20 protein-coding genes are annotated in these 23,698 nt (G+C 64.8%); 1 reads left to right on the forward strand and 19 read right to left on the reverse strand.

Features of this window, described 5'->3' with window-relative positions; translation table 11 throughout:
- Window positions 1-16: 16 nt before the first annotated feature.
- The 18 genes from QQM37_RS02645 to QQM37_RS02730 all read right to left on the reverse strand — a co-directional run bounded on the left by QQM37_RS02645 (window position 17) and on the right by QQM37_RS02730 (window position 21,221).
- A complete protein-coding gene (locus QQM37_RS02645; RefSeq protein ID WP_285724750.1) occupies window positions 17-751 on the reverse strand; it encodes a polyprenol monophosphomannose synthase in 735 nt (244 codons plus the stop codon).
- A 487-nt stretch (window positions 752-1,238) separates the two neighbouring features.
- Window positions 1,239-2,879 (reverse strand): amidohydrolase, encoded by a 1,641-nt coding sequence (locus QQM37_RS02650; RefSeq protein WP_285725402.1) that lies wholly within the window; start codon window positions 2,877-2,879, stop codon window positions 1,239-1,241.
- 100 nt (window positions 2,880-2,979) lie between these two features.
- A complete protein-coding gene (locus QQM37_RS02655; protein WP_285724752.1) occupies window positions 2,980-5,907 on the reverse strand; it encodes a DEAD/DEAH box helicase in 2,928 nt (975 codons plus the stop codon).
- A gap of 107 nt (window positions 5,908-6,014) precedes the next feature.
- Window positions 6,015-6,854 carry a twin-arginine translocase subunit TatC gene (gene tatC / locus QQM37_RS02660; RefSeq protein WP_285724755.1) on the reverse strand — a complete coding sequence of 280 codons (840 nt, stop codon included), beginning with the start codon at window positions 6,852-6,854 and terminating at the stop codon, window positions 6,015-6,017.
- 15 nt (window positions 6,855-6,869) lie between these two features.
- Window positions 6,870-7,133: a twin-arginine translocase TatA/TatE family subunit gene (locus tag QQM37_RS02665; RefSeq protein WP_285724757.1), complete on the reverse strand. Its 264-nt coding sequence runs from the start codon at window positions 7,131-7,133 to the stop codon at window positions 6,870-6,872.
- Window positions 7,134-7,159: 26 nt separating this feature from the next.
- Window positions 7,160-7,552, reverse strand: coding sequence for a hypothetical protein (locus QQM37_RS02670; RefSeq protein WP_285724759.1), 393 nt, complete (start codon window positions 7,550-7,552; stop codon window positions 7,160-7,162).
- A 46-nt stretch (window positions 7,553-7,598) separates the two neighbouring features.
- Window positions 7,599-9,599: a helix-turn-helix transcriptional regulator gene (locus QQM37_RS02675; RefSeq protein ID WP_285724761.1), complete on the reverse strand. Its 2,001-nt coding sequence runs from the start codon at window positions 9,597-9,599 to the stop codon at window positions 7,599-7,601.
- Between the two features lie 20 nt (window positions 9,600-9,619).
- Entirely contained in the window at window positions 9,620-10,015 is a 396-nt protein-coding gene (locus QQM37_RS02680) for an FKBP-type peptidyl-prolyl cis-trans isomerase (protein WP_285724763.1), read from the reverse strand.
- A 57-nt stretch (window positions 10,016-10,072) separates the two neighbouring features.
- On the reverse strand, window positions 10,073-11,026 hold the full coding sequence (locus tag QQM37_RS02685) for an FKBP-type peptidyl-prolyl cis-trans isomerase (protein WP_285724765.1): 954 nt from the start codon (window positions 11,024-11,026) through the stop codon (window positions 10,073-10,075).
- 138 nt (window positions 11,027-11,164) lie between these two features.
- Complete coding sequence (gene pafA, locus QQM37_RS02690; protein WP_285724767.1) at window positions 11,165-12,604, reverse strand: Pup--protein ligase; 1,440 nt, start codon at window positions 12,602-12,604, stop codon at window positions 11,165-11,167.
- Between the two features lie 17 nt (window positions 12,605-12,621).
- Entirely contained in the window at window positions 12,622-13,356 is a 735-nt protein-coding gene (gene prcA, locus QQM37_RS02695) for a proteasome subunit alpha (protein ID WP_285724769.1), read from the reverse strand.
- A 54-nt stretch (window positions 13,357-13,410) separates the two neighbouring features.
- Window positions 13,411-14,202 carry a proteasome subunit beta gene (gene prcB / locus QQM37_RS02700; RefSeq protein ID WP_285725403.1) on the reverse strand — a complete coding sequence of 264 codons (792 nt, stop codon included), beginning with the start codon at window positions 14,200-14,202 and terminating at the stop codon, window positions 13,411-13,413.
- 56 nt (window positions 14,203-14,258) lie between these two features.
- Window positions 14,259-14,486 (reverse strand): ubiquitin-like protein Pup, encoded by a 228-nt coding sequence (locus tag QQM37_RS02705; protein WP_285724771.1) that lies wholly within the window; start codon window positions 14,484-14,486, stop codon window positions 14,259-14,261.
- 131 nt (window positions 14,487-14,617) lie between these two features.
- A complete protein-coding gene (dop, locus tag QQM37_RS02710) occupies window positions 14,618-16,273 on the reverse strand; it encodes a depupylase/deamidase Dop (RefSeq protein ID WP_420030119.1) in 1,656 nt (551 codons plus the stop codon).
- Between the two features lie 83 nt (window positions 16,274-16,356).
- A complete protein-coding gene (arc, locus tag QQM37_RS02715; protein ID WP_285724775.1) occupies window positions 16,357-18,162 on the reverse strand; it encodes a proteasome ATPase in 1,806 nt (601 codons plus the stop codon).
- Between the two features lie 115 nt (window positions 18,163-18,277).
- Window positions 18,278-19,309 carry a tRNA (adenine-N1)-methyltransferase gene (locus QQM37_RS02720; protein WP_285724777.1) on the reverse strand — a complete coding sequence of 344 codons (1,032 nt, stop codon included), beginning with the start codon at window positions 19,307-19,309 and terminating at the stop codon, window positions 18,278-18,280.
- 68 nt (window positions 19,310-19,377) lie between these two features.
- Window positions 19,378-20,577: a site-2 protease family protein gene (locus QQM37_RS02725; protein WP_285724779.1), complete on the reverse strand. Its 1,200-nt coding sequence runs from the start codon at window positions 20,575-20,577 to the stop codon at window positions 19,378-19,380.
- Window positions 20,574-21,221, reverse strand: coding sequence for an HAD family hydrolase (locus QQM37_RS02730; RefSeq protein WP_420030120.1), 648 nt, complete (start codon window positions 21,219-21,221; stop codon window positions 20,574-20,576). Before QQM37_RS02730 ends, QQM37_RS02725 begins: the two co-directional genes overlap by 4 nt.
- Before the next feature lie 272 nt (window positions 21,222-21,493).
- Here QQM37_RS02730 and QQM37_RS02735 point away from each other — a divergent pair, with 272 nt between their 5' ends.
- Window positions 21,494-22,366 (forward strand): proteasome assembly chaperone family protein, encoded by an 873-nt coding sequence (locus tag QQM37_RS02735; RefSeq protein WP_285724783.1) that lies wholly within the window; start codon window positions 21,494-21,496, stop codon window positions 22,364-22,366.
- 39 nt (window positions 22,367-22,405) lie between these two features.
- Here QQM37_RS02735 and mshC read toward each other — a convergent pair whose 3' ends face one another.
- Window positions 22,406-23,668: a cysteine--1-D-myo-inosityl 2-amino-2-deoxy-alpha-D-glucopyranoside ligase gene (gene mshC / locus QQM37_RS02740; protein WP_285724786.1), complete on the reverse strand. Its 1,263-nt coding sequence runs from the start codon at window positions 23,666-23,668 to the stop codon at window positions 22,406-22,408.
- Between the last annotated feature and the right edge of the window lie 30 nt (window positions 23,669-23,698).

Genomic DNA, 23,698 nt, shown 5'->3' on the forward strand with positions numbered 1-23,698 from the left:
CTGTTTCTTCCGGCAGCTACTTTTTCTTGGTGCCGAAGAGCTTGTTCCACCGGGCGGTCAGGCCCCATTTGGCCACATTGAGTGCGGCCTCCTTGAAGATGCTGCCGCTCATCTTGGACTCACCGAATTCACGGTCCACAAAGGTGATCGGAACCTCAACGATTTTCATCCCCAGCTGGGCCACTCGCCAGAGCATATCGACCTGGAAGCCGTAACCTGCAGAGTGCACCTGCTCAAAATCGATCGCCTCCAGAGTGCTGCGGCGGAACGCACGGTAGCCTCCCGTGATGTCCTTCACCCGCAGACCGAGCATCAGGCGAGCATAGAGGCTACCGCCCAGCGAGATGAACTTACGGCTCGCGGGCCAGTTCACCACCTTGCCACCGGGTACCCAGCGCGAGCCCAGGACAAGGTCGGCGCCCTGCTCGATGGCGTCCAGCAGCAGCGGAAGCTGTTCGGGAGCATGCGAGCCGTCCGCATCCATTTCCACAATGACGTCATAGCCCTCATCCAGGCCCCAGCGGAATCCGGCCAGATACGCCGCACCCAGGCCCTCCTTGCCCTTGCGGTGCAGAACGTGGACATTGGTATCGTCGGCCGCAAAGGAGTCCGCCAGCTCACCGGTGCCGTCCGGGCTGTTGTCATCGGCAATCAGCATATGCGCTTGCGGGACCGCCTGACGCAACCGCTTCAGCGTCGAGGGCAGGGACTCGACCTCGTTATAGGTCGGGATGATGGTCAATACGCGCACTCACATGGCCTTTCGTTGCGGCGTGCCTCAGAGGTGGCAGCAAAAAACCATTATACGGAACAGACAAGCGCGGAAGATCCGCCAAAGGAAGGCGAAAGGAAAAGAATGGGTAGATCCGCGCGCCTTCGGGCCAGCTTCGGCACAACCGTCGCGGTGCACCCAAGCTGTTTTCTACTGACGCGCGAATCTACCCGTGTGTGGAGCCGAGCTCCCGCACGCCCCGTTGACCAGCAACGGACAAATACCTGCACCCGGGGGAACTGCAGCCATGGCTTTGTGCTTCCAAAGCCCGTCGGGACGAATCCCGTTGAGCTAATAGCCTCTCGTGACCCCGGCGACCTGTCAAATAGCCGCTGACCTGCACTAACGGGTATTACCGCAGGTCAGCGGGCGACTGTCCGCATAGCAAAATCATCGGAAATATTCTGGAATTTACATTTCTTCGGCATGTCGCAGGGCGCGCCTGCCTGACAGCCACCGGAACTGGTCAGCCGCGTGTTGCCGCAGACAGCTCACCACTGTCAAAGAGTTCCACTCCTCGGTGGACGGTGGCCAGCGCCCGGGGCCTGTTCTCGGTGTCGAGCGCTGGAAGCAACGGAGTCCGGGAGCGAGGGTCCGTACTCCAGGACTGCACCCTTTCATCGGCAACCTGCACCATCAACTCGTCCACTTCCCAGACCGCAAAGCTGGCCGGTGCACCTGGAACAAGCTGTCCCAGCATCAGATCCTGTCTGGCCGCGCGCCACCCTGCCCTGGTGTGCGCCAGGAAAGCCCCTCGGGCAGAAATCCGCTGCCCGGGCTCCTGATGTTCAAGACAGGCAGCCACTGCCGCCCAGGGATCCAGGGGCGTGACCGGCGCATCCGAACCGAGGGCCACCGGAATCCCCGCAGAGAAGAAGGAGGCAAATCGATTCATCCCCTGTGCGCGCTGTGCGCCCAGTCTCCGGGCATACAAGGAATCGGCTCCGCCCCAGAGCGCGTCAAAGGCCGGCTGAACGCTTGCCGTGACCGAAAATTCCGCCAGGGTTGCGATCGACGCGTCGTCCGCCATCTCCACGTGTTCGAGGCGATGCCCTGCTGCACGGAGCGCGCTGAGGCCCAGCCGCTCCCCGGCACGCCGCAGCCCTTCGATCACGCGGTCCAGGCCGGCATCGCCAATCACGTGAAAACCTCCCTGCACACCCAGCTCCGTGCAGGCCTGCAGGTGAGCGGCGATCTGCCCGGCGTCCAGATAGCCGGTGCCGCGATGGCCTGGCTGGTCGCTGTAGTCCTCACGCAGCAGGGCGGTCCGCGAACCCAGAGAACCGTCCACATTGAGGTCCCCGGCAAAACCCAGGGGCCTGATGCCAGCCTGGCCAAGTTCGGCCAGCACGGCACGCCCCTCGTCAGCGGAGCCGATGAGCTGACCCCAGTACGGCAGGACCTCCACCCCGGGCTCGGTGACCGCCATCAGCGCGGCGAGATCCTCCCGCGCTGCCTCGAAGGTACCGACCGCCATTTCGGCCACCGCAACGTACCCAGCCCGAGCAGCTGCCTGCAGTGCGCGGCTCTGAACCCGACGGCGGGCCACCGGGCTGAGCGCCTGCGCCCCCGCGCGAGCCAGCCGGTTGATCTCACCGAAGACCTGGGACGCACCTAACCAACCCCGCTCCGCCAGAGACAGACGATGTGCCAGGGCAGAGGAAACCAGAGCGGAATGCACATCCACCCGGGACAGATACACCTCCCGGCCACCGGCAGCCCGGTCCAGTTCAGCAGCGCTCGGCAGCGTCTGCTCGGCCCATGAAGTCTCATCCCAGCCGAAGCCCAGGATCGCAGGATCGCCGGATTCAGCACGCCGCGCCGCCTCCGCGACACGGTCCAGCAGTTCCCGGGCCGACCTGAGGCCCCGCAGATCCAGGGAGTCCAGCATCACACCCGTCTCAGTGACGTGAACATGCGAGTCCACGAAACCAGGAGCCACCAGGGCGCCCTGGAGATCGATGACGCGCATCGAGTCATCCGCCAGCGAGGTGGCGGCATACTCACCCCCCACCCACGCCACAGTTCCGCCATCCACCAGCATGGCGGTGGCCAGCGGATCGGCCGGACTGTAGACGGATCCGTTGCGGTACAGGGTTACGGTCACTGGCACATCACTTTCTTGACGAGACTCTTGAGACGGGCCGCCAAGGCGGCAGCTGAAGAACGGCAGACAGCTCCACCGCAAATCTGAGCGAGGTGAAGGGCTACTGTTCACCCAGACCTGAGTAGGCCACCACTCCACGGCGGACCCGACGGATCGCTTCGAGACAACCGCCGTGCAGACGATCCGAGATACCGGGGGCCTTAGCAATCTGATCCAGGATGTCGATCACCTGCTTGGCCCATCGCACAAAGTCGCCGGCAGCAAGTTCGGTACCGTCCAGCACCTGTTCCAGTCTGCGCCCGCGCGCCCACTTGTGCATCGGCCAGACCAGCCCCAGATCAGGTTCAACCGTGACCGGCAATCGCGCCTGTTCCTCGGCATCGGAAAGCAGCGACCACTGGCGAATCAGCTCGGTGACGGCACTCTCCAGACCGGGAGTGGGCATCCGTGGGCGTTGGCCGCTCTCCTCACGTTTGGCCTGGTACACCAGGGCCGCGGCGAAGGCCGCAAGTTCCTGGGCATCCAGCGCGTCCAGAGCACCTTCGCTGAGGCACAGCGCGATCAACAGATCCTTTTCACCGTAGAGCCGCCGCAGCCGCTGGCCCTTGGCGGTAGGCTCCAGCTGGCCGGTCTCCGGACCAGGAGCCAGGAAGCCCTGCGCCTGAAGCAGGTCGCAGACCCGGTCGAAGGTGGCGGCGATAGTGCCCGTCCGGCCCTGAATCTGGCGGACGAGCGCATCCGTCTCGCGCCGCAGCTTCCACCAGCGCTCGGCCCAGCGGGCATGCGCCTCCCGGTCGGAGCAGCCATGACAGGGGTGCGCGCGCAGTACCCGGCGCAGCCGCGTGATCTCAGCCTCCGCGTCTCCGTCACGCCGGATGCCGAATCCGGCCGAAGGTGTGGCCGTTGTGGTGTCGGAGTGCTGCCGCAGCAACTGACGCATCTGGGCCAGGACCTGTTTGCGGTCCGTGGGGTTCCTGGAACGGAAGCCTTTGGGCAGCGCCAGGTGGGCCACCGGGGCGATGGGTGCGTCCAGGTCGTGGCGGGTCAGCCGGAAGACCTCGTGCTCCTCGTTGAGGACCAGCGGGTGCATCTCTCCCCGGGACTCGCTGAGTGAGACGACCAGCGCGTGGCTGGCTCCCCGACCGCCGCCCATCCGCACGATGTCGCCAGGACGCAGCGCGGCCAGGGACAGATCGATACTGTCCCGCCGGGCGCGTCCCTGATGCTTGGCCGCGCGGTTCTCTGCATCGGAGAGTTCCCTCCGGAGGCGCGCGTATTCGGCAAAGTCCCCTAGGTGGCAGGTCATCGATTCGACGTAGCCGGCCAGAGACTCCTCCCGGCTGCGCACCTGCCGGGCCAGACCGACCACCGAGCGGTCCGCCTGGAACTGGGCGAATGACGATTCCAGGATCTGCCGCGACCGGTCCCGGCCAAACTGGGCGATCAGGTTGACACTCATGTTGTACGTGGGACGGAAACTTGAGTTGAGTGGGTACGTCCGCCGGGACGCCAGACCCGCGATGGCCGTCGGATCAATACCCGGCTGCCAGAGCACGACGGCATGGCCTTCGACGTCGATGCCGCGCCGCCCAGCCCGGCCGGTCAGCTGGGTGTACTCCCCTGCCGTGATGTTGACATGGCTCTCGCCATTGAATTTCTCCAGCTTTTCCAGCACCACGGACCGGGCCGGCATATTCACACCGAGAGCCAGGGTCTCGGTGGCGAAGACCGCGCGGAGCAGTCCCTCCGCAAAGAGTTCCTCCACCAGTTCCTTGAAGGTGGGCAGCATCCCCGCGTGGTGAGCGGCAATGCCACGCAGCAAGCCCTCGCGGAAGGACCAGAATCCCAGAACGGTCAGATCATCTTCCGGAATCTCACGGCAGGCCTCATCCACCCGCACCCGGATGACCTCACGCTGCTCAGGGGTGGTCAGACTCAGCCCTGCGTCCACGCACTGGCGGACGGCGGCATCGCAGCCTGCTCGGGAGAAGATGAAGGTAATGGCAGGCAGCAGGCCGGCTTCATCCAGTGTGGCCACGACCTGGGCCCGGCTGGGTGGCCGGAAGCCCGGGGTCGCTGATCCCCCGTTCGGCCGGGAGCTTCCGGGTCCGTGATCGGTGCGCAGGCGGTGGGAACGCCCGCGGGTCGACCCGCCCCGCGGGCCTCCGCTGCCCCGGGAGCGGAAACGCTGTTGCGCCTCGGCCCGCGCGGTGCGGACCAGCCAGGAATTGACGCTCAGGCCATCGGTGGCCTTCTGGGAGGCCGGCTGCGGCTCGCGGCCGTCATCGGCAAACAGGTCGATCAGATCGCGCCCGTGCAGCACATGTTGCCAGAGCGGGACCGGCCGCACCTCGGAGACAATCACCTCAGTGGATCCCCGTACCGCATCGAGCCAGGCGCCGAACTCCTCGGCATTGGAGACTGTGGCGCTCAGTGAAACCAGCTGAACCGACTCCGGCAGGTGAATGATGACTTCTTCCCAGACGGCCCCGCGGAATCTGTCCGCCAGATAGTGCACCTCATCCATCACCACGAAGGCAAGGTCACGCAGGCTGCCGGAGCCGGCATAGAGCATATTGCGCAGCACCTCGGTGGTCATGACCACCACCGGGGCCTCCGGGTTGATCGACGTATCGCCGGTCAGCAGACCCACCTGATCGGCGCCGTGCACCGCCGCCAGCTCAGCGTATTTCTGATTACTGAGTGCTTTGATCGGGGTGGTGTAGAAGGCTTTTTTTCCCCGGCTGAGGGCCAGCACGATGGCGAACTCCCCCACGATCGTCTTGCCTGCCCCGGTCGGTGCGGCGACCAGCACCCCGTGGCCGGCCTCCAGCGCCTGGCAGGCCTGCACCTGGAAATCATCCAGCTCGAAATCGAAGCCACGGGCAAAGGCACCGAACTCGGTGCGGGCCAGGCTCTGGCGGTCCCGGGCCAGCTCAAACCGTTCTGAGGGGGAAAGCTCCACTGGATTCCTCGCGTCCGTCAGAGAGGACGAATCGTCGGGAACAGCAGGGACTGCAGAAGGCATGAACCTAGCCTATGCCCCCGGAACCCAGAGTCCGGACCCGACGGCGTCCGGACACTATCGCGAGAGTGCGGGGGCACCACAGATGGCAGATCTTCAGATGCAGATCTTCAGATATTGCCCAGATCGGTCAGTGACGTCGCGCTGTCCGCGGTTGCTTCAGTCTCTGCAGCCACTGCCACCGCCCGCTTATCGCGTCGTCGGTCCAGCAGAACGCACAGGCCCATAGCGCCGAAGTACAGCGCCAACAGCGGTGCGGCCAACAGGAACATCGTGAACGCATCGTTGCCCGGTGCCGCCATCGCGGAGACGATCGTCACGGCGAGCACCGTGATCCGCCAGCTCTTGAGCATGGTTTGGCCCCGGAGGACTCCTGCCATATTCACACCCACCAGCACCACGGGCACCAGGAAAGCGATCCCCATGAACAACACCAGCTGCATGATGAAACTGATGTATTCGTTGGCCTGGATAAAATTGGTACCCCCCTGAGGGGTGAAAGAGGTGAGCGCGTAGACGATATTCGGCATCACCAGCCAGCCGCAGTAGGCGCCAGCCAGGAACAACGGGATGGCCGCAAACATGAAACCGAAGGTGTAGTTGCGTTCCTTCCGATTCAGACCGGGGGTGATGAACGCCCAGAGCTGATAGATCCAGACAGGCGAGGAGATGATCACACCGAGGAAGAAAGCCGCCTGGACCCGCAGGTCGAAGGCAGAACCCACCCCGGCGAAGTTCACCCCGGCAGTGAAATGCCGCTCCTCAGCCAGTTTGGTCAGAGGCTCCGAAATAGACGCAAACAGCGGGTCCCAGACAAACCATCCGGCCACGGCACCCACCAGGAGACCAATGGCCGCCTTGACCAGCCGGTTACGCAGCTCAACCAAGTGTTCTTTGAGGGACATCCTCCCCTCAGGGTTGGATTTCTTGCGTCCCTTGAAAAGGGCCATATCGCCGCAGAACCTTTAGAGGCTGGAGTTACTCGGGGGGGTCTTGGGACCCTCCGGGGGGCTCACAATCTTCCCCTCGACAGGGGTCTCAGCGGAGCTCTCGCTGCTCGGAGCCGCTGGCTCCTTGCCATCATTCTTCGACTCGCGCACCTCGGCCTTGATGATGCGGAAAGACTGACCCAGGCTCCGCGCCATGGCGGGCAATTTGGGCGCGAAAAAGAGCAAAACAATTACCAAGACAATGATGCCGATGACCCACGGCTCACGCAAAAATCCCACGATATTCCTCTCGTTTGGTAGCTATCCTACAGCCTGAGATCGCGTCCCTCGGCCTGCAGGTCACGCAGGGATTGCAACTGTCCCTGGGCATATCGACGCTCAACACGACGACGCCTACGGTCCGCTACGCGGCTGAGCTTTCCGCTCTGATACGCCAGACGCACCTCAGTGGGGTTGGCCTCCACGGCCCAGCCGGGCGCTGGCGCCTCCAGCTCCGCCACTGCGGTGCGCTCCCGGGCTGCCTGACGGTAGCGCTTCTCGGCGGCATCGGCCGTGGCGCTGAGCTTCTCGGAAGCCTGCGCAAAATCCTTGCCGAGTGCGGCAAGCTGGCGCCACAGGCGAATTCCGAGCAGCACGACATAGAGCAGCGAGATCGCGATGAGCGCCACCCAGATCAGAATCCATGACCACCAAGGCATGGGTCCAGTCTACGGACCCGGCAAGGGCTGTGGAGTCAGGTACCAGTCAGCGATACCCGGCCAGCGCAGCCTCGCACCAGGCGCGCGCCACCTCCACGTCCGATGCCGGTTCCAGAAGCCGGATGGCACCGCCGGACTGAGCGAGGAGCTGCGGCAGCCAGGTGGTGGAGCCCACCCGGAACCAGGCCAGGGTGCTCCACCGTCCACCTTCCGGCAATTCCTGGACCCGGTCCGCCTCGTAATAGTCCACGACCCATTTCGCGGATGGTTCCAGCAGTACGCTGACCTCGACATCGCTGGCCTGCGAAGCAAAAATGCGTTCCGGAAAGCTGGTCCGGACGGCCACGGGCTCCGGACTGCTGTGTACAGGAGCCGCGGAAAGAATCCTGTCCACCCGGAACATGCGTTCTGCCTCGGCGCTATGGCACCACGCCTGGATGTACCAGGCATCGTTCTGCGAAAACACCCGCTGCGGGTCAACCACGCGTTCGGTCACCTCATCCCGGTGAGGGACCAGATAACGCAGCTGCAGCGCGGTGCCCGTCCGGATCGCCTCATGGAGCACCGGCAGCAATTCAGCGTTGCGTGGTGGTTCCCACTGGACGCTCACCGCCCCGCTGAGCAGACCCGCGGCCTCCCCCGCCGCTGCGCTGATCTTGGACATCGCGGTCCGGACCGCCGAATCGTCGGCCACATCCGGGAGGGTTCCGAGGGCTTCCAGGCCCACCAACAGGGCCGCGGCCTCGTCCAGGGAGAATCTGACGGCCTCGGAGAGTTCCTCGGCATCGGCGATGAACACCCTGCCGTCATCCCAGGTGACATCCATCAGATCCCCATGCAACCCACCCGGCAGACCGCTGACCATGAGCAGGCTCAGATCGGCTTCCACCTGGGAGCGGCTGATGCGGAATTCCTTCGCCAGTTCTTCAACGTGCACTCCGGGATGGTGGACCAGATAGGGCACCAGATCCACCAGACGGCGGACGTGATCCTGCGCCGTGGTTTTCGGTCGGCGGGCAGCCTTGACGTCCGTAGCCACCTGCAGGTCCGGCAGCGGCTCGTCCAGCGAGTCGAGCGTGGCCTGAAGCCGGGCCCGGACGGCGGTGGTGACGGACTCCGGCTCGATCACGCGCACCTGCGGGCCCCAGCCCGCCAGTTCACTGGCAACGCTGAGAGCCGAGCTGTAAGCCAACTCCAGCAGATCCCAGGAAGCACCAGAGAGCTCCACGGTGCCGAGTTCCTGAGCCCTGGTACGGAGTGCCTGGGCGCGGCCGGGACGCACCGCTACCCGGGCCAGATGCTGTGGCGGCCGGTCCATCCGCTGCAGAACGTCTGCCACCGAGAATCCTGGAGGTCGCTCGAAGGTTCGCCCGGGCAGCACGCTCACGCCACCGGCGATCCGGGAGAGCCGGAACATCCGCTGCGCATCGCGGTCGACGTCGTGGCCCACCACATACCAATGACCGAACTTCTGCCCCAGGCCCCAGGGTTCAAGATGCCGGGGCCGGGGCTGCGGATCGGCCGCGCCCTGATACTGGAAGACGACGGGCTGGCGCTGGGCCACAGCCGCCAGAAGGTCCTCAAAGGCCGGTTCGCGAGTCGTGATGCGCGGTTCCAGCAGGGGTTCGGCCAGCCCCTCCCCCTCATCCAGCGGAAGCGCACCCTGGGTTTCGATTTTGCGCACCGCCCGTGCCGCGGCACTGCCGAGCGCCGCCCGCTCCCACAGCCGAGCAGCCAGAGCCAACACTGCGGCTTCCTCCACGCTGAACTGCAGCTGTGGGAGGCGATACTCCTCCTGCGGAATCCGGTAGGTCGTGGTGGCCGGGTCATCCTCAAACACGCCGTACTCGGTATGGGATTCCAGCGGAATACCCAGGGCACGCAGATCCGTCTTGTCCCGCTCGAACATCCGCTCAAAGGCCTCGGTGGAGGTCGATTCGCGGTAGGCCTGAATGTTCTGCCGCAGGAATTCCTTACTCCGACCGTATTTGGTCTCCAACAGGGCGATCAGGACATTGAGCAAGCGTTCGGTGCGTGATGCGGACACCCGGCAACCTCTCGAAGGATTTAGCGGATGGAAACGAGATCAACGACGAAGATGAGCGCCTCATTCGGGCCGATGGCCGCGCCGGCGCCACGCTCTCCGTACGCCATCGAGGAGGGGATCTCCAGGCGACGACGCCCGCCGACCTTCATGCCGAGCAGGCCCTGATCCCAGCCCTGGATGACCTGGCCGATGCCGGCCGTGAACTCGAGCGGCTCGCCCCGGCCCCAGGAGGAATCGAATTCTTCGCCGGTGGAGAAGGCCACGCCGACGTAGTGGGCAGCGATCTTGGAGCCGGGAACCACCTCCGGGCCGCCGCCGACGATCAGATCCTCGATGACCAGGTCCTCGGGAACCGCGTGGTCCGGGAAGTCGATCTCCGGCTTGGTGCGGTCGTAGTCACGTTGTCCAAAAGACATGTTGTCTGCTTTCTCTGGAACGGATTTCTTTGACAGGTTGGGCGTGTGGGGGCCTGCTCAGGCCTTTGAGGTGATCTTCACGACAAAGACGAGCGGTCCGGCAGGCTGGCCATTGCTCGGCGTGGAACCGTAGGCCAGGTCGGCCGGGATCACCAGCAGGACGGTGGAACCGACCCGCTGCCCGACCAGTCCATAGGTCCAGCCCTTGATCACCTGGCTGAGCGAGAAATTGAATGGCGTCGGCTTACCGTAGGAGGTGTCGAACTGCTTGCCGTCCGCCCAGGTCCAGCCGGTGTAGTAGGCATTGACCTTATTCGAGGCCTGCACCGGATCGCCCGTACTGTCTTTGAGCACCTTGACCACCAGCGAGGTGGGAGCATCCACGGCCGGGATCTTGACGCTCGGCGTGCCCTTGTCATCAAAGGTCACCTGAGGCAGTTTTCCGGCGGCATCGAGCTGGTTGACCTGGTCGGTGGGCATCAGGATGTCCTTGGCCGACTCCAGGTAGAAGGCGCCGACGGCGGCCGGCTGGGTCTGTCCGTTGGCGGATTGAGCGGGAGCGCCGAACAGCACGTAGGTTCCTACCTTGGCACCGACGAAAAGGCTGTAAAACAGCGGGGCGTTCTGCTGCACATCGCTGTTGAGCACCACGACATCGCCACTGGCTGCTGAGAAGGTTTCGCCCAGCGCGGTGCCGTCTGAAGCCTGAACCGCCACCTGGCGCAGCGTGACCTGCTGCCCGCCCTTGATCACCGCGCCGGTGCCCTCCACCGCGATTTTGGCGGCAGCTTTGTCGATGGCCAGCGGCTTGGGAAAGTCCAGCGTCGGCGCTTGTCCAGCGGCTGCGGGGGTCAGTTTCACATCCTTGAGCAGATCCGCATTCGCGGCCGGAACGCTGGCCGAGGCCGCAGCAGTGCTGCTGGAGGAGCTTGCGCTGGAGCCATTCCCGCAGGCCGCCAGCAGGAGGGCCAGGGGAATCAGGATGGCCGCAAGGGCACGGGATCGTCGCACAGGAACTCTCTTCGGTGGGATGTGTTGTGCGGTCAGCGGGCCAGGTGCCATGACCGAAACAGAACGCTTGCCATTCTAACGGCTGGGCCTGAGAGAGGCAGAACCCGCCGCAGTCCGCCAGTTCCTCAGATCCGTCCCTCAGATCAGGGCGCCCCGGCCGCTGTTCGCGGCGGCCCCCTCACCGAGGCTGGCGATCAGGGCGTCGACGCGCTCGTCCTCGGCCAGGAAGGGATCCTTACACAGCACGGTCTGGTGGGCGTCATCGTTAACCTTCAGGTGGACCCAGTCCACGGTGTAGTCCCGTCCGGCAGCCTGAGCCGCCTGAACGAAGCGGCCGCGCAGGGCCGCCCGGGTGGTACCCGGCGCATGATGCACGGCCTGGTTCACGGCGGCATCGTCGATCACCCGGGCCACACGCCCCTTGGCCACCAGAAGGGAGTAGAGACCCCGTCCGGGCGCGATGTCGTGATAGGTCAGGTCGAGCTGAGCCAGCCGTGGCGAGTCCAGCGGCAGATCATGGGCACGCTGGTAGTCGTCCAGGAGTCGCTTTTTGATCGCCCAGTCGATCTCCGTGTCGATGCTGCGGTGATCCTGACTCTCGATGGCGGTCAGCGTTCGCTGCCAGAGGTCGAGCATTCTTGGCACCAGAGAATGATGTGCGCCTTCACGGTCCACAAAAGCACTCGCCTTGGCCAGATACTCTCCCTGGATCTCCAGCGCCGTCATCACCTTCCCGTTCGCCAGAGTCAGCGGCACCCGGCCGGTCAGATCCGCGGAGATCTCCCGGATGCTCCGGATCGGGTTCTCCAGCCGGAGGTCATGCAGAATCTGCCCTGCCTCCAGCATCCGCAACACCAGATCGACGCTGCCGACCTTGAGCATCGTGGTGGTCTCCGACATGGTCGAATCCCCCACAATGACGTGCAGCCGGCGGAAGAACTCGGCATCGGCATGCGGCTCATCCCGGGTGTTGATGATGGGCCGGGAGCGGGTGGTGGCGGAAGAGAGGCCTTCCCAGATGTGCTCTGCTCGCTGCGAGAGGGAATAGTGGGGCTTTCCCGGGGTTCCGACTGGCGAACCCGATGTTGCAGCGCCGGTGTGCAGCTTCCCCGCCCCGGCGATGAGCTGACGGGTCACCAGGAACGGGATCAGGGCATCGGCGAGCCTGGCGAATTCACCACGGCGCGGAATGAGGTAGTTCTCGTGGCTGCCGTAGGAGTTACCGGCGGAATCGGTGTTGTTCTTGAACAGATAGATGCTGCCCGCAAAGCCTTCAGCGCGCAGTCGCTTTTCCGCATCCAGAGCCAGCTCATGGAGAATCACCTCACCGGCCCGGTCCTGGGCGATCAGCTGGGCCAGCCCATCACATTCGGCGGTCGCATACTCGGGGTGTGAACCGACGTCCAGATAGAGGCGGGACCCGTTGGCCAGGAACACATTGGAGCTACGCCCCCAGCTGACCACCCTTCGAAAGAGATAGCGGGCCACCTCCTCCGGTGCGAGTCGGCGCGTAGTGCCTCCCGGGTTGGACAGGGCGAGGCCGAATTCGGTTTCCAGCCCAAAGATCCTGCGGTCCATGTAGTGTGTCCGTTTCCTTAGTCCTGTCGCGGTGCGTCATGGTCGGTGGGGGTGGCCAGGAGCGCTTCCACTTCACCATCATTGAGGCGTCGGAATGCCCGGATAGCCCCGCGCCGGGCCTCCGAGTCCCGATCCAGCAGGGCAACCTCCAGCTTGGCAGCGGGCAGATCCACCGTCGCCTCTCCGCCCGCCGGGAGCGCATGGACCGCCAACCGGACGGCATCGTCCAGGGACAGGCCCGCAGCCCAGCCCTGGGACACCGCCTGACGCACCGATTCCACCTGCCCGCCCATGGCAATGAAACCTTGCTCATCCGCGATCGAGCCATCAAAGGTCAGCCGGTACAAGTGGTCCTGAGACTGCTCCCGCCCCACCTCTGCGACCACCAGCTCCACTTCGAAGGGCTTCTGCTCCGCGGTGAAAACGGCCCCCAGGCTCTGGGCGTAGACGCTGGCCAGTCCGCGCGCCGTGACATCCTGCCGGTCATAGGAATAGCCGCGCACATCCGCGTAACGCACCCCGGCCTGGCGCAGAGACTCGAACTCGTTGTATTTGCCCACCGCGGCAAAGGCGATCTTGTCGTAGATCTCGCCGATCTTGCGCAATGAGGGTGAGGGATTCTCTGCGATAAGCGCGATGCCGTCGCGGAAGGAAAGCACCACCACGGAACGTCCCCGGGCAATGCCCTTGCGGGCAAAGTCGGCGCGGTCCTTCATCACCTGTTCCGGGGAAACGTAGAACTGCTGCGTCATGGTTGTCGTCCTCCGGTTGTCGGTCTGCCCTGTGAAATTCTGTCTGGCGGGTGTTCAGGCCTCGCGGCGCAAGGCGCTGCGTTCAGCCAGAAGCTCGTCGACCTTGAGCGCCAGCTCGTCATCGCCGATCCGCCGTGCACCCTGAGCATCCACGACGTACACCACCGGCCAGAGCCGACGCACCGAGTCCGGGCCGCCAGTGGCCGAGTCGTCATCCGCCGCGTCGTAGAGCGAGGCGAGGGCAACGGAAACTGCCTCGGCATCGCTGAGCTCAGGTCGCCATAGCTTCTTCAGTGAGCCGCGGGCAAAAACCGAACCGGAACCCACGCTGTGATGTTCCAGTTCTTCATAGCGCCCACCGGTCACGTCATAGCTGAACAAGCGGCCCACTCCGGTGGCCACGTCGAAGCCCGCGAACAGCGGCACCACTGCCAGCCCCTGCAGCGCCATCGGCAGATTGCCGCGCACCATGGCCCCGAGCCGATTGGCTTTGCCTTCCAGCGACAGGGCCGCACCCTCAATTTTTTCGTAATGTTCCAGTTCCACCTGGAAAAGCTTGGTCATGTCGATGGCCAGCCCCGCGGTGCCAGCAATCCCCAGCACCGAGTATCGATCCGCCGGGAACACCTTCTCCATCCGGCGGCTGGCGATCATTGTGCCCATGGTGGCCCGCCGATCCCCCGCCATCAGCACGCCTCCGGCATAGGTGAGCGCCACAATCGTCGTGGCATGCGGCAACGGCAGTGTCCCGGCTGCTATCGAGGGAAGGCTCTGCTGGTACGGCAGCAGCTCCGGCCGCGTCTGGGCCAGATGCTCGGTGAAGGAAGATGTCGCTTCGGCGGCCATCCCGCGCACCACGAATCCGCCATCGCCCCCGCTGCGCAACGACTCAACCATGGCGCTTACTGGCCACCCTTCTGGACGAAGCCGCGGACGAACTCCTCCGCATTGGATTCCAGGACGCCATCGATCTCCGCCAGCAGATCATCCACTCCAGCGGTCTGGGCCTGAGCCTGCGTGGCATCAGGAGTCGGCGCAGGAAGATCGTCGATCACCTCGTCCTCGTGCTGACCTTGCTGAGAGGACGCCCCGCTGGACTGCGCCTGGCTGAATTGGTCCTGACCGGCCATCTGTTGCTCCTTCGTCGTCCGCCCGTGCTTTCAGGGCTTCTTCCACCATCCTGCCACTTTTCGGCATTTCAGTTTCTGCCGGGATTCTTGCCGGCCAGCTCAGTCAGTGGCCAGCTCGGTCTTTGCCCAGCTCAGTCACCGAGCAGGCGGGAGACGAATTCTTCGACCTCCAGCTGTGCGTCGAACAGCTCGCCGGTCAGCGCCCTGGTCCCGCGTAGCGGTTCACGCGTCGGAATCTTCTGCACCCGGCGTCGCCCGGCCAGTTCCACCACCACCGAATCCCAGGATGCGCCCACCACATGGGCGCCGAACTGCCGGATGAACTGGCCGCGGAAATACGCACGGGTGTCCTCCGGTGGGTTCAGCACCGCGGCCTCAATCCACGATGGCGGAACAAGGGTGGCCAGCGCGCCTCGCGTCTGCAGCCGGTTGGCCAGCCCCTTGTCCAGCCGGACATCGGCCCACTGGAGGTCAATCAGGGCCAGGCGCGGATCTGACCACTCCAGATGATCACGCTCGCGGTACTGCTGCAGCAGACCGAGCTTGGCTGCCCATTCGACCGATCCGGCCACCGCAGCCGGCCCGGTCGCCAGACCCTCAAGAGTCTGGGCCCAGTGTCGCAGCACAGCTTCGGTCTGTTGGTCGGAGTCCGGCGCACTGGCCTGCCGGGCTACTTCCCAGTACATCCATTGCACGTCCAGGGCGCTGACGCGCCGCCCATCGTTCAGCCGGTATCGATGGCTCAAGCCGACGTCGTGACTGACGGTATGCAGGGCATCCACCGGGTCCGGGAACTCCAGCCGGGGCGCGAGCCCCCGTTCGATCAGGCCGAGCACCAGCGCCGTGCTGCCGAATTTGAGGAAGTGCGAGACCTGGGAGAGATTGGCGTCACCGACAATGACGTGCAGACGGCGATACTTCTCAGCCACCGCATGCGGCTCATCGCGGGTATTGATGATGGGTCGTCGGATCGTGGTTTCCAGGCCAACTTCTGCCTCGAAGAAGTCGGCGCGCTGGCTGATCTGAAAGCCTGGCGTGCTGCCGTCCTGGCCCAGGCCCACCCTGCCGGAACCACAGATGAGCGGGCGGGTGACAAAGAACGGTGTCAGCCCGGTCACCAGGTCCCGGAACGGCACCGCCCGGGGCACCAGATAGTTCTCATGACTGCCGTAGGAAGCGCCCTTGCCGTCGGTGTTGTTCTTGTACAACTGAACGGCAGGGAGCAGGGCGTCCTCGCTGGATTCGGTAGAGCCCCCGACGTTCAGCACCTGCTGCCTGCGACGGTCAATATCATCGACGATCTGCCGAGCCACCACATCGCCAGCGAAATCCCAGATCAGCGCTGCCTGCGGGCCGATCACTTCGGGTGAGGAGTATTCGGGGTGCGCATGATCAACATAGAGCCGTGCGCCATTGCCCAACACCATGTTGCTCACCCGGGGCGGTGGTTCCACCGGATCTGCGGTATCCAGTGCCTGCCAGTCACTGAGCGCCACGCCGGCCGCTGTCAGAATCGACTCTGCTCCGCCCAGCGCACCCCAGGGACGGTCTGCGAACCGGTCCGCATCGGTCAGCTGTGAGGGATGTGCGGCCGATCGGTCAAGCGTCCAGCCGCGCGCGTCGGCCAGCGGCTGCTCGTCGGTGTAATCCCAGCGCGTCTCCGCCCCACCGGCTGCGTGTTCGGCCGCGAGCAGGGCGTAGGCGTGCACCACCTGGGTGGAGAGCCAAGTGGCATTGCAGCCTGGCTCTGCCGGAGCATGAATCCCGTACTCCGTTTCGGAGCCCATCACCCGCCGGACGTTCAGCGGACCGGAGTCCGTAGAACATCCGGCTGTGTCGCGGGCAGGTGTCGGATCGGCTGGAACTGGGCTCATAGATACTGGCCAGTATTGAGCGTCGCCTCCAGGGTCCGCCCTGGTTCCTGACCGGCTTTGCCCTGGACGATGGTCCGGATGTAGGTGATCCGCTCGCCCTTCTTACCGGAGATCCGCGCCCAGTCATCCGGGTTCGTGGTGTTGGGCATATCCTCGTGTTCCCGGAATTCATCTGCGACTGCCCGCAGGAAATGCTCGATCCGGATGCCTTTCTGTCCCGAGGTCAGCAGATCCTTGATGGCGTATTTCTTGGCCCGGTCCACGACGTTCTGGATCACTGCGCCGGAGGCGAAGTCCTTGAAGTAGAGGATCTCCGTGTCGCCGTTGGCGTAGGTGACTTCCAGGAACTCATTGGAGGTGTCGGTCGCGTACATCTGTTCCACGGTGCGCTGGATCATCGCCTGCACCGTCGCGGCCGTATCGCCATCGTGAGCAGCCAGATCGTCGGCGTGCAAGGGGAGTTCCTCGGTGACGTACTTGGCGAAAATATCGGCAGCTGCCTCGGCATCGGGCCGGTGGATCTTGACCTTCACATCGAGCCGTCCTGGGCGCAGGATCGCCGGGTCGATCATGTCCTCCCGGTTGGACGCGCCGATCACGATGACGTTGTCCAGCCGCTCGACGCCGTCGATCTCGCTGAGCAGCTGGGGAACGATGGTGGTCTCCACATCGGAGGACACACCGGTGCCGCGGGTCCGGAAGAGCGAGTCCATCTCATCGAAGAACACCACCACGGCGCTGCCATCAGAGGCCTTCTCCCGTGCCCGGGCGAAGATCAGCCGGATCTGGCGTTCGGTCTCCCCCACGTATTTGTCCAGCAGCTCCGGACCTTTGATGTTGAGGAAGTAGGACTTCTGCGCGCCAGGCTTCTGTCCCGACTGTTGCAGTCGCTCGGCGGCCCGGGCGGCCAGCGAGTTGGCCACCGCCTTGGCGATCAGGGTCTTGCCGCAGCCGGGTGGGCCGTAGAGCAGGATCCCCTTGGGCGGTTTGAGCCCGTGCTCCCGGTAGAGATCAGGGTGCAGGAACGGCAGTTCGACGGCGTCACGGATCTGTTCGATCTGCGGGCCCAGTCCGCCAATGTCCTGATAGGAGATATCGGGGACTTCTTCCAGAATGAGGTTCTCCACCTCGGAACGGGGCACTTTCTCCAGGGCGTAGCCGGTGCGTCCGTCCAGGGCGAGCGCATCACCGACCCGGATTTTCTGGTGCAGCAGCGCCCCGGACAGCCGGACTACACGCTGTTCATCGGAGCGCCCGACGACGAGTGCCCGGTCCTCGCCCAGCAACTCCTTGACCGTCACGATCTCGCCGATGCGCTCGAATCCCAGACCCGCCACGATGGTCAGCGATTCATTCAGCAGCACTTCCTGGCCCGGCGCGAGCGTCTCCAGAGCAACCAGCGGGCTCAGGCCAACACGCATCTTCCGGCCCTGATAGGCGATGTCCACAGACTCCTCGATCAACGCCACGCCACGGCCGGCCACGCCGTCGGTCTGCTCCGAACCCACTGTGCGCCGGGGGTTCAGCTTCACCACCGTGGCAAAGTTGTACGGCGGCTGGCCTTCTTTCTCCAGAGCAGTCTTGAGCCGCAGGATCTCAGACTTGGCAGCCTCAAGCACCGCGGTGAGTTTGGTGTTGTTCCGCGAGGCACTGGCCAGTTGGGAATCAAGGCGCCGCAATTTGTCCCGCAACACGGCGAGCTGGCGTTCCTGTGCCGCGTAGTCGCGGTCACTCGGTCCCTGACCGAAGCCTGCAGGAACAGGCGGCAGGCCCGGCAACGGATTGGAGGGGACGTCGGTCATCGGAACAACTCCTTCGCAAGGACGCCAGCGGAGCGAATGGCGAGCTCCGTCAGGACGCTTCTTCAAATCTAGCCCACAAACCGGATCCTCCGGTGGGGGTGCGCCGGCTTGTCACTCAGGCCGGCGGCTCCTCGTCCTCCGGCACAGCGGGGGCCACATGTCCACGGGTCTGGGTGGTGGCGACTGCATCGCGGGCAGCCCGGCGGAGCTTGCGGTCAGAGACCTGCCGCTCCCCCACGCCATCGGGCGTCCAGGCACGAAGGTCTTCTTCGCTGAACTCGCCCTTAACCCGCTTCTTGCGGCTCAGTGGCTCTGTCCCCTCGGCGAGGCGCCGGGTGACCAGCAGGAAACCGGTGTGACCGACCATCCGATGTTCGGGACGAACCGCGAGCCCTTCCAGATGCCAGCCGCGCACCATGGACTCCCAGGCGTCGGGCTCGGTGAACCGGCCATCGGCACGGATCGCCTCGGCGGTGCGCGAAAGCTGCGTCACGGTGGCGACATAGTTAATCCAGACCCCACCTGGGGTCAGGACGGTGGCCACTGCGTCCAGGCACTCCCAGGGTGCCAGCATGTCCAGAACCACCCGATCCACGCTTCCGGGTTCCTCCGCCCTGACCACCTCGTCCTGGAAGTCGCCCAGGGAAATGCGCCAGGCTGGGTGGGGTCCGCCGAAGATGGTTTCCACATTCCCCTTGGCGATCGCGGCGAATTCCTCGCGACGTTCAAAGGAATGCAGGTAGCCTGCATCGCCCACAGCGCGCAGTAGCGAAATCGACAACGCACCGGATCCGACGCCGGCCTCCACCACCCGCGCACCCGGGAAGATATCCGCCATGGTCACAATCTGCCCGGCATCCTTGGGGTACACCACGGCGGCACCGCGCGGCATCGAGAGCACAAAGTCGCTCAGCAATGGCCGTAGCACCTGGTACTGCTGGCCGGTGGTATTGGTCACCGTGGACCCTTCAGCACGCCCCACGATTTCCGAGTGGTTCAGGAATCCCTTGTGGGTGTGAAAGGCCGCCCCTTCGGTCAGGGTGATCGTGTTCATCCGGCCGCGCTCATCGGTCAGCTGGACCCGCTCTCCGAGGCGGAAAGGCCCTCGTCGGGCATCAGCGCCATGGGGGGTCTGAACTTCAGTCACGGACACACTCTTTCGTTGTTTGCACGGTCTTGCGGTGATTTGAGGGGGCTGAGGAGGACGGACGGCGCTCAGCCGGTGCGTAGCGGTTTACCGGTGATGGCGGCCACCACAACCTGCTGCCGCAGCAGGCCGGTCACCGTCCCAGCCTCGTTCACCACGGCGTAGTCGCTGCCTGCCAGTTGCGCCAGATACTGAACGAGCTCCTGCCCGGAGGCGGTCTCCGGGACGCAACCGCCCTCCGGCAGTGGGTGAGCCACCGCGGTCGCCGGGGTGGAGCCGGCCACGTTCAGCGGCACAGCCGCAAGGGCCAGCGGATCGACCAGATAAGCGGGCCTGCCATCGGCCAGACACAACACCACACTCAGCTCAGGATGCGCGGACAGCATCGACATGACCTGGCTGACACTGGCTGATTCGCTCAGCCCCACGGCCGGACCGCTCAGTCGCCCGGCGCTGATCTGAGGCAGGCGGAGACGCATCCGGGCCGTAGTGATGGCCTGGCTGGCACCGAGCCAGAGGAACCCTGCGATGAAGAGGGCGAAAAGGGCGGACTGGAGATTGACGTTGCCGTTGAGCAACAACGGAACCACCAGCGTCATGATCACCAGCACGACCACCACGACGCGACCGGCCCAGCCCGCCGCCACCGTGCCCTTCTCCTGACTGCCGGTGATTCGCCAGACAATCGATTCCACGAGCCGTCCACCGTCGAGGGGCAGCCCGGGCAGAACGTTAAAAACACCGATCAGGAAATTGGCCCAGGTGAAAATATTGGCCAGGGCGGAGGCCAGTTCACCGTTCATCGACCCGCCGCTGGGCAGCGTCAGCACCAGAAGCCACCCTGCTGCGGCCAGCACAAAATTCGCCGCCGGCCCGGCTAGTGCCACCACCAGAGACCGCCAGGGCGTCGCCGTGAAATTCTCGAACTGGGTGTGCCCGCCCCAGAGGTTGAGCACAATCTTCTGGGTGGGCCAATGGAAGATCCGGGCCATCAGGGCGTGAGCCAGCTCATGGATCAGGACTGAGAACAGCAGCAGGAGCGCGTAGACGAAGGCGATGAAATACGCCCAGGCACCCAGACGCTGGAAATTGAACTGGATGACCGGTCCGAAGACGATCACGGTAAAAGCAGCAATCAGGAACCACGAATAGGCCAGAACAATCGGGATTCCTGCAATCCTCCCCAGGGGGATCCCTTCACGGCGTACTGAGGAAGCCACAGGTGGCTTCGACCCCGGCCGCCCGGACACCGGGCGTTCAGTGCTCATCCGGCGTACCAGTTCCGGTGAGCATCCAGCAGGTCCGGTGCGCCACGGCCAGCCAGGGTATCCCAGGTCAGACGCCCGGGATCATCGGGCAACGGCACAGCATGCGGAATTCCCACGGTGAGCAGCCCGGCGGCAAGGGCCGAGGTCACCCCGGGCACCGAGTCCTCCAGGGCGATGCAGTCTTCGACCGTCAGCGCGGGGCCAGCAGCATTGAGCAGCTCGACGGCGCGCAGATAGGGCTCCGGATGAGGTTTCCCGTTCTCCACCTGGTCCCCGGTCACCACCACTTCAAAGGTTCCACTCGGCAGCATCTCAATAATTTCCCGGGCCAGCGGACCTTCACTCATCGTCACCAGAGCGCAGCGCACCCCCTGCTGACGCAGCTCGTCCAGCAGTTCCTTGGCTCCAGGGCGCCAAGGCAGCTTCTGACGGATCCGTTCGACCACCTGGTTCGTCAACGCGTCAATGATCTCGCGGCGTTCCAGATCGACGCCGGCCTCCTGCAGCACGCCGGCGGAAAACCACAACGACTGACCGACCAGGCCGAGCGCCTGCTCGTGACTCCACTGACCGCCATACTGGGCGATCAGTTCCGTCTCAGCGGCGATCCAGTAGGGCTCGGTGTCCACCAGAGTGCCGTCCATATCCCAGAGGGCTGCCTTGAGCTGGATGTCGAGTTCGGCCGGCTCTGCAAAGCTCCTCGCCTCAGATGCCTCCACCGTGGTCACCGGGGACCCGGATAACACCCATCCGGCTGATTCACCCGCAGAAATACCCATAGCACCATGCTACCGGCAGGCCCTGAGGCCCGGCTCCGGGCCCTGACCTCTATGCTCTCGGCGAATCCCGCACCGTAATCGCGGAACTTCACCCATATCCCGCCGCCATGGGCGGAACATCGTCGTAGGGTGGATCAATGATCAGGTTTGACCACGACGCCGAGCCGGGGCAGCTGCTTCCGGCCACCACCCGGCGGATCACCGTGATGCTGGCAGCCTTCGAGGGATGGAACGATGCCGGGGATGCCGCCAGCGACGCCCTCAAGGTTCTGGACGGGCTCTGGGGTGCGGAGCCCCTGGCCACCCTCGAGTCCGACGAATACTACGATTTCCAGTTCACCCGGCCAGCCGTCCGGCGTGAGGAATCAGGGCGGCGCAGGATCCAGTGGCCGACCACCCGGCTCACCAAAGCCTCGGTGGGGGAACTAGATGTGATCTTCGTCCACGGCATCGAGCCCTCCTACCGCTGGCGGGCGTTCACGGAGGAGCTTCTGGAGCACGCTGTCGATCTCTCGGTGGACTGCCTGGTGCTGGTGGGTGCACTGCTGGCCGATGTACCGCACAGCCGCCCTATCCCAGTCACGCTCTCCAGCGAGGATGCAGCGATCCGGGCACGGTTGGATCTTGAGGCGCCGCTCTATGAAGGACCCACTGGCATTCTGGGAGTCCTCTCCGAGGCTGCGGAGGATGCACAACTGGCCTCACTGTCGCTCTGGGCAGCCGTGCCTCACTATGTGGCACAGTCCCCCTCGCCCAAGGCGCAGCTGGCCATCGTGCACAAGCTGGAGGAGTTGCTCAGGTCCCCGGTCAATCCTGGCGAGCTCGTAGAAGATGCCCAGGCCTGGGAGCGCGGGGTGGATGAGCTGGCCACCGAGGACCCTGAGGTCGCCCAGTACGTCCGGCAGCTGGAGGAGGCCAAGGACACGGCAGATCTGCCCGAGGCTACCGGTGAGTCGATTGCCCGCGAGTTTGAACGCTATCTGCGCCGTCGTGGCAAGGATCTGCCCTGAGCCTGGGCAGAGGAGCTGAGCCCCCGAAAAGGACCGGCCTCAGTGCTGAATGAGTCTGATCCCCAGCAGTGATTCGAGAGCGTCACTGACCAGGGCGGCATCACGTGGGCTTCCCTGCCCCGGCTGGGCCGTGGCTGCCCAAAGATCCACGGCGGCCAGCGCCTCAGGGGCGTCCAGATCCATGCTCAGCGCCGCTCGCAGCTTCCCCAGCAAGGCAGCACCAGAGCCTTCAGCCGCACCGGCAAGGCCATCCCGCCAGCGCTCCAGACGATGCTCCGCCGAGGCGAGCACCTGATCCGACCAGCTCCAGTCACTGCGATAGTGATGGGCCAGGATGGCCAGCCGGATCGCCATCGGGTCCACGCCCTCGGCCCGGAGCCGGGAGACGAACACCAGATTTCCCCGGGACTTGGACATCTTTTCACCCTGATAGGCCACCATGCCGCCATGCGCATAGTGGGTGGCGAGCGGCCGGTGGTCCAGCGCCCAGGCATGACCGGCGCCCATTTCATGATGCGGGAACACCAGATCGGAGCCGCCGCCCTGCACCGTGAAGGGGGCGGGCAGGAACTTGCGGGCGATGACGGTACATTCAATGTGCCAGCCGGGACGGCCTGCCCCCAGGCTGGCACCGGGCCAGGAGGGCTCCCCGGGACGCTCAACCTGCCAAAGCAGTGGGTCCAGGGGGTGGCGCTTGCCCGGACGGTCGGGATCTCCCCCACGCTCAGCGAAGAGCGGCATCATCTCCGCCTCGGTGAGCCTGCTGACCTGGCCCAGATACCAGGCTTCGGGGTCCGTACTGTCTGCTCCGGCAGCTACCGTATCGAAGTACACATCTCCGCCATCGACGGTATAGGCCTGGCCTGTTGCGACCAGCCGTTCCACGGCCGGAACAATCCAGTCAATGGCCTCCACCGCACCCACATAGTGGCTCGGCGGCAGGACGTTCAGCGCCTCCATGTCCGTGCGGAACAAGGCGATCTGCTCGCTGGCCAGCTCCCGCCAGTCCACGCCATCGCGCTCGGCCCGCTCCAGCAGTGGGTCGTCGACGTCGGTGACGTTCTGAACGTAATCGACCTCCAGACCGGCGTCCCGCCAGAGGCGGCCCAGCAGGTCGAAGGCCAGGTACGTGGAGGCGTGGCCGATATGGGTGGCGTCATAGGGGGTGATGCCGCAGACGTACAGACTGCGCCGACCGCTGAGCTCCACGGGCTGGATCTGCCCGCTAGAACTGTCAAAGAGGTGCAGCGAGGAGAGCGTGCCGGGCAGTTGTGGGCGCGGCGGAGTGGACCAGGATTTCACGTCAGATCTTTCGGCTGGGTGCTCGGGCGA

It is taken from the genome of Psychromicrobium xiongbiense, assembly GCF_030271165.1.
GTDB lineage: Bacteria > Actinomycetota > Actinomycetes > Actinomycetales > Micrococcaceae > Renibacterium > Renibacterium xiongbiense.